The organism is Streptomyces sp. NPDC127119 (genome assembly GCF_042677425.1).
Classification (GTDB): domain Bacteria; phylum Actinomycetota; class Actinomycetes; order Streptomycetales; family Streptomycetaceae; genus Streptomyces.
Map to the genome: position 1 here is coordinate 1 of NZ_JBHXTO010000104.1, position 14,361 is coordinate 14,361.

7 protein-coding genes are annotated in these 14,361 nt (G+C 71.1%); 4 read left to right on the forward strand and 3 right to left on the reverse strand.

Annotated elements, in window-relative coordinates:
- Positions 1–153 precede the first annotated feature (153 nt).
- Both ACFVH5_RS32095 and ACFVH5_RS32100 read right to left on the reverse strand, forming a co-directional pair.
- Positions 154–3,987 (reverse strand): helix-turn-helix domain-containing protein, encoded by a 3,834-nt coding sequence (locus tag ACFVH5_RS32095; protein WP_385837226.1) that lies wholly within the window; start codon positions 3,985–3,987, stop codon positions 154–156.
- Between the two features lie 314 nt (positions 3,988–4,301).
- Positions 4,302–5,846, reverse strand: a complete 1,545-nt coding sequence (locus tag ACFVH5_RS32100) for a hypothetical protein (protein WP_385837227.1) — start codon at positions 5,844–5,846, stop codon at positions 4,302–4,304.
- Positions 5,847–6,008: 162 nt separating this feature from the next.
- Here ACFVH5_RS32100 and ACFVH5_RS32105 point away from each other — a divergent pair, with 162 nt between their 5' ends.
- From ACFVH5_RS32105 to ACFVH5_RS32120, 4 genes are all read left to right on the forward strand, one after another.
- Positions 6,009–6,263, forward strand: a complete 255-nt coding sequence (locus ACFVH5_RS32105; RefSeq protein ID WP_385837229.1) for a hypothetical protein — start codon at positions 6,009–6,011, stop codon at positions 6,261–6,263.
- Complete coding sequence (locus ACFVH5_RS32110; protein WP_385837230.1) at positions 6,260–7,528, forward strand: hypothetical protein; 1,269 nt, start codon at positions 6,260–6,262, stop codon at positions 7,526–7,528. Before ACFVH5_RS32105 ends, ACFVH5_RS32110 begins: the two co-directional genes overlap by 4 nt.
- A gap of 196 nt (positions 7,529–7,724) precedes the next feature.
- The gene (locus ACFVH5_RS32115) at positions 7,725–8,051 is read left to right on the forward strand and encodes a hypothetical protein (RefSeq protein WP_385837231.1); all 327 of its coding nucleotides are present in this window, start codon (positions 7,725–7,727) and stop codon (positions 8,049–8,051) included.
- A gap of 146 nt (positions 8,052–8,197) precedes the next feature.
- Positions 8,198–10,102, forward strand: a complete 1,905-nt coding sequence (locus tag ACFVH5_RS32120; protein WP_385837232.1) for a LamG-like jellyroll fold domain-containing protein — start codon at positions 8,198–8,200, stop codon at positions 10,100–10,102.
- A 22-nt stretch (positions 10,103–10,124) separates the two neighbouring features.
- On the opposite strand, the gene ACFVH5_RS32125 is transcribed toward ACFVH5_RS32120, so the two are convergent.
- The gene (locus ACFVH5_RS32125; protein ID WP_385837233.1) at positions 10,125–14,213 is read right to left on the reverse strand and encodes a discoidin domain-containing protein; all 4,089 of its coding nucleotides are present in this window, start codon (positions 14,211–14,213) and stop codon (positions 10,125–10,127) included.
- Between the last annotated feature and the right edge of the window lie 148 nt (positions 14,214–14,361).

Consider the following 14,361-nt stretch of genomic DNA (forward strand, 5'->3'; position numbering starts at 1 on the left):
CGCAGGTTCAAATCCTGTCGTCCCGACTGGAGACAGTCGCAGGTGAGGGCCGGTTCGGAGTACTCCGAACCGGGCCTCACCTTCTCTCGGGCCGGGCAGTGAGCGCGTCGTGCCAGCGGCATCCACAGGTACCTGTCGCCGCCGCTCTCCGTCTCACCGGCAGGTGGGCACCTCGGAGACCGAGGGGAGGAAGCGGCGCCACTCGGACGCGGTGAGCGGATCACCCCGTGTTTCGCACAGCCGGTCGGCGGTGGCGTCCGCGTCGGTGTCCCACAACCGGACGGTGTGGTCCTCGCCCCCGGCTGCCAGCGTGGTTCCGTCGGGGCTGAAGGCGACCGCGTACACATGGCCGGTGGCCGCGGTGAGGACCGCGTTCAGGTCGGGAGACCTGGGGTCGGAGACATCGAAGAGCCAGACGGTCGTGTCCGTGCTGCCGGCGGCCAGGGTACGGCCGTCCGGGCTGAAGGCGACCGAATAGACGTAGCTGGTGAAGCCGGTCAGATCGGGACCCACCCGCTCCGGACGGCGGATGGTGCGGACGTCCCACAACCGGACGGAGCGGTCCGCGCTGCCCGCGGCCAGGGTCGAGCCGTCGGGACTGAACGCGACCGACCACACGTAACCGGTGGGGCCGCGCAGGGTGACCAGCGGGTCCGTCGTCTTCCCGGACACGCTCCAGACGCGCACGGCGCGGTCGATGCTGCCTGCCGCGATGTGCCGCCCGTCCGGTGCGAAGGCCACCGACAGCACCGCGTCCGTCGCCCCGGTGAGGGTGCGCAGGGCCCTGACCCGGTCCGGTCTGCGGGTGTCCCACAGACGTACGGTGGCGTCGTCGGCCCCGCTGGCCAGTACCGTGCCCTTCGCGTTGAAGACCAGGGACTCGACCGTGCCGCTCCTCGCCACCCGGAACGGCTTTCCGCTCGCGGTCAGTTCGCCGGTGAGCGTGTAGGAGAACAGGCGGACCAGGCCGTCGCTGTAACCGACGGCCAGGATCCGGCCGCGCGGCGAGAACGTCACCGACTGGACGAAGGTGTCGCCGCCCGGTGTCCAGGGCCGGCCGACACGTTCGTGCCGGGCGAGGTCCCACAACTGCAGCTTCAGGGTGCCCACGGCCATCAGCCGGCTGTCGGGGCTGTAGGAGAGGGCGTTGACGCCCTGCGCCGACGCCAGAACGGGGGAGGGCAGCGACCACAGCCGGATGACGCCGTCCGAGCAGCCGGTCACGAGCGTCCGCCGGTCGAACCACGCCACCGACGTCACCGCTCCCGGGTGCGGCAGGGTGGCGGCGTTGTATCCGGCCGCGCGGTCCCACAGCCGTACGGCGTCGTCGCTGCCCCCGGTGGCGAGCACCGCTCCGTCCGGACTGAACGCCAGGGCGTTGACCCAGCCGTCGGCCTTGTCCTCGGGCGAGGCCGACCGTCGTGGACGTGCGGGGTCCGAGACGTCCCACAGCCGAATGGTGCGGTCCTGGCTGCACACGGAGAGGAAACGCCCGTCCGGGCTGAAGGCGACCCCCAGAGCGGGCCCTTCGAACGTCCCCAGCTTCGCCAGTGGGACCGTACGTCTGCTGCCGTGCGTACGCCACAGTCGGGCGCTGCCGTCGCGTCCGGCGGCGGCGATCAGTGAGCCGTCGGGGCTGAACGCCACCGACTGCTGATAGTCGACGCCGCGATACACCACGGGTGCGCCCGCTGTCTCCGCGGTGCGTGCGTTCGCCCACAGCCGCACCGTGTTGTCCGAGCAGGCCGCGGCCAGACCGTTCCCGTCGGGGGCGAACACCAGCGCGTAGACGGTCGCGTCCGGGCTGCCCGGCAGATCGGGCAGCGGGTGCGGACGACGTGGTTCCGAGACGTCCCAGCGATGCAGCAGCCCCTTGCCGCCGCCGGCCACGAGCGTGTTGCCGTCAGGGCTCAACGCGACGGCGAACACGGCTAGTTCATCGGAGATGGAAAGCCTTGCCAGCAACCGGGGCCGGGCACGGTCCGTGGTGCTCCACAACCGGACCGAGCCGTCGGACGAGCCGGCGGCCAGCAGGGTGCGGGCGCTGTCGAAGGCCACCGCCTGGACCAGCCCGGTGAAGCCGGTCAGCCGGGTCGCCGAGGGAGAGGCCGAGGAGTCCATCAGGCCCGCGCGCGCCTCCTGGGTGCGTGCCGTTCGGTAGGCCGCCAGCGCGAGCTGGGCACTGACGGACGGGTCGTGCTGGCCGATCCGGGCCGCTTCCGCCGCCAGTTGACGTGACTCCGCCTCGGCCCGGGACCGGTCGGCCCGATCGCGCTCCCCCTGCGCGTACAGGAACAGCCCACAGGTGACGAGCAGCAGCACCACTGCCGCGCTGAGCAGCTGGTACAGCCGCCGCGTGCGGTTGCGGGCGGCCCGGCGCTCCTGCTCCTGCTGGCGCAACGAAGTGTCCAGGAAGGCGCGTTCGTCGGCGTTCACAGCGTCGCTGTGGGCGGCGTCGGCCGCCCACTCACCGGTCAGCGCGAGAGCGGTACCGCGCAACAGCAGACCGGGGTCGCGCTCCGCGTCCTTCCAGTGGTGTGTGGCCTCGGTCAACCGCCGGTGGATCCGGAGCCCGGCATGGTCCGCCCCGATCCATTCCCGTAATCGGGGCCACACCGTCAGCAGCGACTCGTGGGAGATCTCGACGGTGTCGCTGTGGGCGGTGATCAGCCGCTGTTCGACGTACGCGGCCAGGACGGCGGTGGGTTCCCCGGCCTGCGGACCGTCCGGGTCGAGCAGTTCCGCGAGGTGCACCCGACGTCTGGTGGTCAGGGCGTCGTCGGAGACGTTCACCAGCCGGAGGAAGACCTGGCGGGCGATGTCCCGCTGTGCGTCGGAGAGTTCGGCGAACACCGTGTCCGCGGTGCGGGCCACGGCGTGGTGAATGCCGCCGCTGCTGCGGTAGGCGTCGACAGTGAGGTGGCCGCTGGGTGCCCCCTGCCAGGTGGCGAGCAGGGCGTGGGACAGCAGGGGCAGCGCACCGGGGTCATGGGCGGCATCGTCCCTGTCGGTGCCGTCGCCCGGTGACGATCGCGGAGCCAGATCGCGCAGCAACAGTTCCACCAGGCCACTCTCGACCTCCAGCCCGGCCTTGCGGGCAGGCCCGACGATGACCTGGCGCATCTCCTCCTGCGCCAGGGGCCCCACCACCAACTGCTGGGCCTGCAGAGCCTCGGCGAGCGGCGGGAACCGGAGGGCCTGCGCATAGAAGTCGGCCCGCAGCCCGATGACGACGGGACCGGGACGTTGCCGGCCCAGCAACTCCATGAAGCGGGCTCGTTCGTCGGGGTGTGGGCACATGGTGAACAGTGCCTCGAACTGATCCACCACGATCAGCGGAGCGGCGTCGTCCACCGCCTGCAGCAGGGCGGTCAGTTCGTCCGCCGGATGACTGCCCGGAGTCATCAGGACGACAGGGCGGGCGCTTTCCCCGACTTCGGCATCGCCCTCCAGCACCCCGCGGCGGACCGCGGGAATCAGCCCGGCGCGCAGCAGTGAGGACTTACCGGAGCCCGAGGGGCCGACCACGGCCAGCAGACCGCCTCCGGACTCGGCGAGCACGCGTAATCGCTCGACCAGTGTGGCCGTCAACTCGTCCCGGCCGAAGAACCACTCCGCCTGTTCCTCCTCGAAGGCACGCAGTCCCCGGTAGGGAACAGGCGCGTCGGCCCGGGGCCGACCCGGTGTGATCCGCAGTCGCACCAGGGCCTCGTGCCAGTGCTCCAAGTCGTGGGGATCGTCGACACCGCAGGCGAGAAGGATGTCGGTGAGCAGTTTCGTCGCCCGTACCGGAGGCAGATGACGGCCCGAGAAATAGTCGCCGGCCGTGCTCGGCGCGATGCGTACCAAGCCGGCCACATCGCGCACGGTGAGCCCCGCGCGCAGGCGTGCCCGCGTCAACTGGTGGGCGAAATCCGAGACCGACCCGATCGCTTCCGGGTCGGACTCCTCCTGGTGTCGACGGCGTCTGCTGTGCTCCTTCGGCATCTGCCCCCCCCGACGGCATCCGGGCCGGTGGCGCACGCCACGTCCCTGTCCGACTTTGTCCGACCACTGTCGGGGTTCGTCCGGGGTTTGGGCAACAGGCTGTCGTCCGCCCCGGACCACGGGTTCTGCTCATGTCCGGGGGCCGCCGCGCCGCCCGGTGCCTGGAGGGGAGCCTTGCCGGGCGGCGCGGGGGTCACGCAGGACCCGATCAGAAAAGAAGGGAGGGAAGCATGCACCACGCCGGTCACAGCAAGACTGCCGATCCGGAAGAGCCCGACGACATCCGTTGAGGCGCCGGCCGGTCGTCCGCCCTCTCACCGGGGCAGCAGCGAAGACACACCCGGATCGTCCCGGAGAGTGGGCGCCCACTCCGACAGCAGGCCGGGCCGTAACATCCCCGAGAGTTTCGGTCCCCGCCGATGGGCCGTCAGGTCGAGCCATTCCAGCACCGCCCAGGCCAGCCTGGGCTGGAGGTCGGCCACGATGTCCGGCCAGCCCCAGCCCCGCTCCCGCAACGGGCTCGTCGGTTCAGGCACCTGGATGAGCAAGGTCCGATCCGCAGGCCTCGCGCTCAGCACGCTCTCGATCCTGTCGTACGCGCGCAGCTCCCGTGCCACCCATGCCCGCGCCTCCGCGTCCCCGGCGGTCTCCGAGCCCGTCCGGCGTGCTGCCCACCAGCGCAGCGTGGTGTCGGAGGGCCGTACGGAGACGATGTGGGCCGGCAGCCGACGCAACTCGTCCAGCGGCAGATCGGCGTCATGTCCCAGTCCGGCGAAGACGTAGGGACGGGTCAGGACGACCGCGGGCCAGGGATCACCGGCCGCCGACCGGGTGCGCAGATGCCTCATCACGGACAGCCACGCCTCCACCCGCCCCGGGACCGGGCTCCGCAGGACCGGCAGGAACAAACCGTCGGCGACGATCTCCTCGCCGGACCGGGGCAGGACGTACTCCAGCCCCAGCGTCTCCGCGAGCAGCGCGGCGGCGCCCCCTGCCAGCGGACGATGACCGATCACGACGATCGGCGGGATCGCCCGTTCGGCCCACCGTCCGGCCGCCGCCGGAACGGGTTCCCGGCGTACTCCGGCGATGCGGTCCTGCACGAGCAGATGGCGAGGACGGTATCCGTCGTCCGCGTCCAGCCAGAGTCGCTCCCCGGGGCTGCCCTGCCAGCTGTACTCGCCCCGGTACTGCAGCGCCCGCTGGGCCAGCGCGGTCAGTTCGAGCCGCACCGACCAGTGGTCAGGGTGCTCGGCCATCTCCTCGCGGCGGGCCGTGGTCAGTGTGCCGCGCAGCAGTCCGCCGTCGGCGAGGGCGACGGCCCGGTCCAGGGACAGCGGCCTCACCCCCGGTCGCAGGTGGAACTCGGCGACGTCCATCAGGGCACAGCGGTAGTGATGGCCCGCCTCGACCGCCGACAGCGACACGGTGTACCGGCGGGCGCCGTCCTCGTTGGTCAGCACCGCCGCTGCGGCGGCCGCCGGGGCGCGGTCGAACCATGGCTCCGCCGCTTCCCGGGACAGTTGCCCGGCCGCCGTGATGCCCGTACGCAACTGCCGCACCAGGTGGAGCACGCTGGGGTCGGTCGCCTCCTCAGGGGGCAGCCAGCCCAGGTGTACGAAGACCTGGGCCACCGGAACATCGGCCAGCCGGGCCAGCCGGCGTACGAAGTCCGGCTTGGGCTCCCTCGTGCCGTTGAGCATCGACCTGACCATGGAGTCGGACAACTCGTAGTCCGGGTGGGCCGTGCGAAAGGCGCCTACCGCGGCCATGGTCCCGGAGATGCCGCGCTGGTGGAGGGCCGCCAGGCACAGGTCGATCCCAGCGGGAGTTCCTGGTCCGTTGCGCCCCTTCGACATCCACTGCCTCCTCGGTCGCGCCACCGATCGGAGACTAGCCGCGCGCCGCCGGATACAGCGATGCCCGATGCGGACACAAACGTGCCTTGCCGCGGCTCGGCCGCAACCGCTTCAGTCGGAGGGACATCATCCGGCACGGCTCAGGTGAAAGAGGACTCGCGAGTGAACACCCTGTGCGGGCGCCTCGGTGTCGTCGTGCACGACGTCCGACGTGACCGCCACATCGAGGCGTACGCGCTCTTCCTTCGCGGCCTGGTCCTCGTCGGACTCGGACGGTCCGACGTGGTCGACAGCCGGCATCCGCCGCAGTTCACCGCAGTCGCCGTCGCAGCCGACCTGGCGTTTCTCGTCTTCTGTACGGCAGCGCCGTCCGGTTCCACGGCCCACAGCGTCCACCCTGAGGCGGTCCCGCGGTGAGAGCCCCGGACTCCGTCGTGGCCGACGCCACCAGGCTGCTCGCCGGACTGCGGCCGGACCAGGTGCTGCTGTGGTCCGGAGCCGGAATCTCCGTCGAGGGACCCACCAGCCTGCCGAGCGGCCCGGAGCTGACCCGGCGGGTCTTCGGCACCTTCTTCGAAGCGGGCGCTCTCGCCACGGTGCTGACGTACCACCAGGTCGCCGGCCTGCACACGAACCCACTGCGCGTTTACGGCACCAGCCCGCCCGCCTCTCGACTGCCCGGTCTCGGGACGGCGCTGGACGCCGCGGCACGCGCCCGCACGGAGGGCTCGCCGGACACCTTCGCCATCCTGGACGACGTCAGGAAGGCGGTACCGAACCGGCTGCACGCCTTCGCGGCCGACCACATCGCGCTGGGTGGTCGCCACATGACTGCCAACTTCGACACCTGTATCGAGCAGGCCTACGAAACCCGGCAGGGAAGGCCAGTACCCGACAGCGCGGTCCACCACTTCCACGGTTCCTTCGCCCATGCGCTCGACAGCAGGGAACTCGGCGCCACGCTGGGCCGCATCCGGACCGGCTTCCCAGCGGAGGAGACGGAGCGCATGTACCGGCTGTTGCGCGCTCACCGGGCGGTGATCGTCATCGGTTACAGCGGCAGGGACCACTTCGACGTGGACCGGCTCGTGGCCGGGCTCCCGTCCGACGGACTGCGCGGACTGCGCCTGCTGTGGGTCATGCACTCCGGACATCCGGCGCACGTGCCGGACCAGGGCACCGTGCCCCTCCAGTTCCTGCTGCGCGAGGCGGGAGCCGACGTCCACATCGTGTGCGGCCGCACCGACCAGCTGCTGGCTCAGGTCGCACGGGACTGGGGCCTGCCGGCGCCGGCCGATCCGCTGCCCCGGGCCCCGGCGGATCCACAGCTCCGCGTCACAGACGCCGAACGGCACCGGGCCAGCTTCCTGCTGTACCGCTCGCTCGGCCTGCACCGCGAAGTCCGCAGGCTGCTGCGCGAGGGCGGTACCGGAGCCGACACCCGTAGGAACCCGGTCCTCGGATTCCACGGCGTCGGCGAACTCGACCACCGGCCGGACCACAGCCGTCAGGTGCTCATGAGCCGCAGTCACCTCCACCGAGGAACCGCCCGTCAGGGCGGACGACGCTCCGCAGCGCTGCCCGCCCTGATACCCACGGCACAGGGAGAGGCGACACCGCGAGACACGGCACCGGGCTACATGGTCCGGCGCGGCTCGGACGACTTCGGCGCGCGGCGATGATCCCGACCGGACGGCTCCGCTGCCGACCGATCCACCGGAAGGCTTCCACCCTTCATGGCGCGAGCGGGTGATTCGCATTCTTGGAGACACGGCCGATGTCCGGACCGCGTAGGCAAGGACGTGCCTTCCGGCGGACCGACGAAGTGCCGAGCCGGCAATTTCGTACGGGCCCGCCCAGTTGCTTATGATCTTGCCCGTGACTGCGCAGAACATCGACAAGACGGCGTCCCGTAAGCAGCGGCTGCAGGAGAAGCAGCGGCGCCAGCTGGCGGTGGTCGACACCGTGGACAAGGCCGAGATCAAGGTCCGTAAGGTGGAGGCCGAGCTGGCCGTGGCCGTCGCCGAGGCGGTGCAGGTGTTCGGCGACGAGCAGTCCGCGTCCGACGGACTCGACATGCCCGTCGGGACGATCCGGCACTTCCTCGGCATGGCGGAGAAGGAAGCCGCCGACGCCGACAAGGAAGCCGACAAGGAAGCGGGTAAGGGAGCCGGTAAGGAAGCGGAGACCTCCGACGCGTCCTGACTCCGGTGCCGTCCGGACGGTCGCTCCGCCAAACGTCCGGACGGCAGGCCACAGACGTTCAACTCCCCGCCATCGCCCGGTTGTGGCGGGTGAGGAGCGTACGGGCTGCCGACCGGTCCCGTCCGGTCCTGTCCTACGGAGCGTCCATGACTGCGGAAGAACCCCAGAACCCCCTGCACAGACGCGCCCTGCTGCGCGTCGCGGCCGCCCTGCCCGTGGCCGGCGCGGGCGTCGCCGCCTTCGAGGCGACCGCGCGGGCCGCCACCGGCTCGGCTCCCACCGGCGCCACCGCCACCGCCTCCGTCGCGCACGGCGGCCGTTTCGACCCCGGGAGCCCGCGGTTCGTGCTGGCCGTCCTGCCCGACACCCAGTACCTCTTCGACGCCGACAGCGCCGATCCCGCCCCGCTGCGGGAGGCCTTCCGTCATCTGGTCGCCGAGCGCGGCGAGGCGAACATCGCCTTCATGACGCACCTCGGCGATGTCACGGAGCACGGCACCGAGGACGAGATCGAACGCGCCGCCGACACCTTCCGGACCATCCACGGCAAGGTGCCCTACAGCGTCCTGGCGGGCAACCACGACATCGACTCAGGGGACGACCAGCGCGGCGACTCCGCGTACCTCGCCGCCTTCGGGCCCGCCCGCTACAAGTCCATGCCGACCTACCGCGGCGCCTCGCCCGACGGCTACAACACGTACCACGTGCTCAAGGCCGCGGACCGGTCCTGGCTGGTCCTCGCCCTCGACTGGCGGATCTCGGACAAGGGCCTGACCTGGGCGCAGGGCGTCCTCGACGCGCACCCCACACTGCCGGCCGTCCTCACCACCCATGACATCGCCTGGGCCGACGACGACGGCAAGGCGCAGCTGTCGGACAACGGCAAGCGCCTGTGGGACGGCCTCATCCGCGGCAACGACCAGATCTTCCTGGCGCTGGGCGGCCACTACTGGCCGCCGGGCCGCACGGTCCTGCGCAACGACTCCGACAACGATGTCCACGTCCACATCACCAACTACCAGGACCGCTACTACGGCGGCGCCGGCATGATCCGTACGTACGGCTTCGACCTGGCCCGCGGGGTCGTCGACGTCGAGACCTTCTCGCCGTGGCTCCTCGCCAGGGACCCGGAGAAGCGGTCGCCGCTGGAGGCCGAGACCATCGAACTGACCGGCGACGCCGACCGGTTCAGCCTGGACATCGACTTCGACGAGCGGTTCAAGGGCTTCGCCCCCGTCGCCGTGCCGAAGCCGCGGCCCGCCTCCGCGGTCATGCCGCGCGGCACGGTCGCGTACTGGCGGTTCGACGCCGCCGGGACCTCCGCGGGCGGCACGGCCGGCAAGCCCGTCGCGAACGGCGCCGTCGTGCGCGACCTCACCGGCAACGGCAACGACCTGACCGTGAGCCGGCTGGCGTCGAGCGGCTCCGACGCGCTCACCTGGTCGGCCGACCACCACCCCGGCCAGCCCGCGCACGCCAGTCTCCGCTTCGACGGCGGCAAGAGCCCGGACCGCGGCGCGATCCTGACGACCGCCGCCCGAGCCGCCCTGAACAGCGAGAAGTTCCTCCGCGGCTACACCATCGAGACCTTCGTCCGGCTGCCCGAACCCTTCGAGGGCGATCACTCGTGGATGGGCATCCTCAGCTGGGAGGGCCGCAACGGGGACGCGGGCAAGACCACGGGCTGGTCCCCGCTGGAACCCACCTGCAGCCTCAACCTGTCACCCGAGCGGTTCCTCCAGTTCGTGGTCTATCCGCAGCGCCAGGACGCCGACCCCACGTCGTGGAGCCACGCGGTGCCCGTGGGCCGCTGGATGCACATCGCCCTCGTCAACGACGGCCGCCGTACGGTGATGTACGTGGACGGCTCGAAGATCGCCCGCAATCCCTCGCAGCCGTCCACCGGCATCGCCACCCTCGGCAAGCCCTTCGTGCTCGGAGCCACCCAGTTCGACGAGAGCTTCGGGCAGGGCTTCTACGGCTGGATGGGCGACACGCGCATCGTGAACAGGGCCCTGTCCGTGGGGGAGTTCCTGACCCCTTACGCGTAGCCGCCCAACCAGCCTTTCAGCGCTACGAGTTGAACGCCTCCGCCGTCAGGAGCGGCTGGTGCGAGGCGAGTGCCCGGGCGGGCCACGACAGCGTGACCGTCCGGGACTCGCCGGGCAGCAGCCACAGGTAGTTGTCGCTGTAGAGGGTCGGCAGGACGCGATGGCCCGTCTTCTCGTCCAGCAGCGACAGCCGGACCATGGCGGCGACGGCGGAGCCCTGATTGCGCACGGTGGCGGTCAGTTCGTGCCGGGCTCCCGACCGGGACACCCGGGTGACCTTCGAGGACACCTTCGCGCGCGGCACCCGGGTCAGGGCCCGCATGGCGGCCGGGGTGCGGTAGCGCCAGTAGGTGTTCCGCGACAGCTCACGGCCGTCGCCGTCCTCCAGGGTGAGCCGCAGGAGGTGCAGGTCGGGAAGGTCGTCGCTCCATCCGACGGTGAACGCCTTCCCGGTCGCGGCCGGTGCCACGTCCAGCCGGGCGCTCCTGGCCCTGCCGAGCCGCTTGCCCGACAGGTCGAGCAGCCGCGCCGAGACGGCGGACCCCCGCAGCTCCTTGCGCGTGTGGTTGACCGCGATGACCTGCCCCGCCGGGTCCGCCTGGACATGCAGCGGTTCGCAGGCCGAACGGGCCCCGTAGTAGGTGCCGTTGACGTCGAAGTCGTAGTCGTACGTCTGCCAGACGGTGCTGTGCCACGCCGGATGGGACATCCACAGCATCAGGCCGCTGGCGTTGTCCCACAGGTTCGCGTTCCACGCCTCGAACATGGCGCGGGTGTTCTCGTAGTTGACGAACTGGGCCTTGCGGGCGAAGTCGTCCAGGTCCGTGACCGTCCCGAGCCGGGCCTCGATCGCGGCCCGGTAGTTCTGCGGTGCCTGATTCCCGCGCTCGCTCCAGTCGTGGTAGTACCACGCGCCGCGTATCGGCCACTCGGGCTCGTCACCGGTCATGTTCCGCATGCTGGCGGCGGTGGAGACGACGGGCATGCCGATCTCGGTGTGGAAACCGAAGTCCTTGCTGCCGTACGTGGACGGGTCGAAGTACCTGTCCGGCTCGACCCAGCCGTAGGGGCCGCCGCCGGTGATGATCCCGCCGGCCGAGTTGTTCTGGTAGAGCAGACCGGGCGCCTGCTCCTCGACGGCGGCGCGCATGCCCTTGTCGATGGCGGCGGGCGGATTGCCCTCGTTGGCCCCGCACCAGACGACCACGCTCGGGTGGATCCGGTAGCGCAGTACGGTGTCCCGCGCGATCGAGTTGAAGGCCTCGTGGTCCGGCGGGTCCATCGCCCAGGCGTTGGGGAAGTCGTTCCACACCAGGATGCCGTGCTCGTCGCAGGCGGCGAAGAACTCCTCCCGGTCGCAGGTGCCGACCCAGTTGCGGATCATCGTGAAGTTCATGTCCCGGTGCATCCGCACCGCCGCGTCCATCCGTTCCGGCGGCATCCGGCGCAGCAGTTCGTCCCAGCCCCAGTTGCCGCCCCGGGCCAGGACCCGGACGCCGTTCACGCTGATCCTCAGCGGGTCGGGGGTGTTGGACACGGACTTCACATCGGTCCAGGTGTCCCCGTCGTCGGACACCTGGATGACGTACGTCTTCGGGTAGGCGGGCTCCCACACGATCGCCACCCGGTCGAACCGCTTCGCGGAGCCGAGGTCGACCTGGATCCACTGCTGGTCCTCGTACGCCGACGACCAGCGCGTTCCCGTGTCGCCGTCGGTGGCGTTCGCGGCCGGGTGGTCGGACTCCTCGGTGGACGCGGTCGCCTTCTGCCGCAGGGCCAGGTCGGTGCCCGGCTCGGCGCTGTCGATGACACCCAGCGACCACAGGGAGTTGCCCCAGCTCGTGTTGCGCACCCCGCAGGCGATCCGGACATGACGCGCGGTGCGCGGCGCGAAGTCCTCGACCTGGAGACTGGCGTTGCCGTTGTCGAAGGGCAGGGGGATCGCGCCGTTGTCCACCGACGTGACATCGGTCCAGGTGTCGTCGTCGGAGGAGACCTGCACGACGAACGTCTTCGCGTACGCCTGCTCCCAGGTCAGGTCGACCCGGTCGAACGACTGCTGAGAGCCCAGGTCGACCCGGATCCACTGGTCGTCCTCGTAGGCCGACGACCAGCGGGTGCCCGGATCGCCGTCGGTCGCGTTGGCCGGACCGCGGTCGCCCCCGTCCTCGCTCGATGCCTCGGCCGGTGCGTGCAGCGCGAGATCGGTCGAGGCCCGCTCACTGTCGAACACGGCCAGCGCCCACAGAGAACTGCCCCAACTCGTCGCCCGGGTCAGGCACTTCACGCGTACGTATCGGGCGTCCCGCCGGTCGAAGGTCACGGACTGGGTGTACGCGTCCCCGGTGGACGTGAACGGCAGCGGCACCTCGAACTCGTAACCGAACCGGCGGATGCCGAACCGGGTGGTGCGGCGGTCGCTCTCGGCGCCGTCGACCGACGCGGTGAGGGTCAGTTCGTGCAGGGCGGGGTCCCCGAGCCCGTTCGGCCACCACAGCTTCGGGTCGCGTACCCGCAGCCGGCCGTGGGCGTCCGGGGCGAAGATGACGTCGACGCTTCTGCCCGCCGGGACGGTGACGACCTTGCTGACGCGTACGTCGCCGAAGGACGCGGAGACCGTCGTGCGGTGGTCCGTGGTGTCGGAGTTGCGGACCGGGACGACGATCGTCAGCTCGGCCACCGACACGTCGGGCAGTTTCGGCAGCACGGTGTCGACCCGGGGGTCGCCGATCACGACCTGGCCGGTGGATCTCAGCCGGACGTGGTTCCAGATGCCCGCGGCCCGGTCGCGTACCGCGGGCATCCAGTCCCAGCCCGAAGCGGCCAGGTAGGTGGGCGAGTTGAGGTTCATCTGGTTCGCGCCCGCGTCCACCCAGGCCTCACCCGCGGGGCCCTTGTCGCCGGGGCTGCCGGGCACCGGCATCGGCGTGATCCGCACCGCGAGCGCGTTGGCCCCGCCGCCCGCGGCGAGCAGCTTGGTCACGTCGTGCGCCGAGCGGGCGAAGGGGTACGTCAGCTCGCCCACGCGGTGGCCGTTGAACCAGATGTCGGCCGTGTGGTTGATGCCGTCGAACTCCAGCCAGATCCGGCGACCGGGTCCGGTGCGCAGGCCGCGCGGCAGCTCGAAGTCCCTTTTGTACCACCACGAGTGGCGGGACAGGGCTTCGGGGATGTGGAGGTTGTTGAGCCCGGCCACCGGGTCGGGGAGCCTGCCCTGGTCGACGAGCGAGGCCAGTACCGTGCCGGGCACGGTGGCGGGCAGCCAGCGACTGGTGTCGACGGACGTCTTCGACAGCTCCTCGCCGTCCCCGCCCTTCCCGCTGTCGCCGTCGCCGTCCGCCCAGTCGTCGAGGGTGAGCCGCCAGCCCGACTCCAGCGGCACCGTGCCGTCGTCGGCCACGGTCAGCTTCGGCGCGGGTCCGGTGCGGGTGCCCCAGTCCGTCCAGCCGGTGGCCGGCGGCCGGTGTCCCTCGGCGCTGCCGTGCACCTCGAAGCCGTTCAGGCCCAGTGGGTTGGGGCTGGAGCGTCTGCGTGAGGTCATCCGCACCCAGCGCGCCGGAACCGGCCGGGGGAGCTGGATGTCCACCACGCCACCGGTGCCGGCCGTCGTGCGGTACACGCTGGTCCAGGACCTGTGGTCGGTCGACGTCTCGACGACGAGGTCGACCGCGTAGCTCGACCGGATCTCCTTGCCCGTGGTGCCACTGGCCGGATTTCCCGTGGTGGGAGGCGTGAACACCGGGTCGTTCGCGTCGCCCTCGAAGGTGAGCCGGATCGACGTCACATCGCACCGGGTCTGCAGATCGACCGAGATCCACTGCGGGTCGCCCGCCCCGGCCCGCCAGCCGCTGCCCCGGACGCCCCGCGAGGCGAGCCGGTCCACCACGAAGGAGCCCGGCGTGGCCGCGTAGGCCGTGGAGGAGACGGTGACGGGGCGGTGCAGGGCGAGTTCGGCGGGCGGGGCGGACCCGGCCGGCCCCTTGCCACCTGCGGCGGCGGCAGCCGGCAGGGGAGCCAGGCCGCCGAGGCCGAACCCTGCCAGCAGGGTCGAACCCGTGGCGACGACGGATCGCCGCGAGAGCTGACGCGGCGAACTCGACTGATCTGTCATGAGCGTGATGTCCCATCGGAAGACAGCGGCGCGGGCCGGACCCGACACGGCGCGCGGGAGGCACTGACAACGTTGCCAAAGGCTGGGACCCGGGAACTTTCCTGTCAACCCCTGCGACAGACCTGGTCTCTCTTTCTATTAAATTAGG

Coding starts and splice junctions, on each gene's coding strand:
- ACFVH5_RS32095 (WP_385837226.1), bottom strand. CDS start 3,987: ATGCCGAAGGAGCACAGCAGACGCCGTCGACACCAGGAGGAGTCCGAC.
- ACFVH5_RS32100 (WP_385837227.1), bottom strand. CDS start 5,846: ATGTCGAAGGGGCGCAACGGACCAGGAACTCCCGCTGGGATCGACCTG.
- ACFVH5_RS32120 (WP_385837232.1), top strand. CDS start 8,198: ATGACTGCGGAAGAACCCCAGAACCCCCTGCACAGACGCGCCCTGCTG.
- ACFVH5_RS32125 (WP_385837233.1), bottom strand. CDS start 14,213: ATGACAGATCAGTCGAGTTCGCCGCGTCAGCTCTCGCGGCGATCCGTC.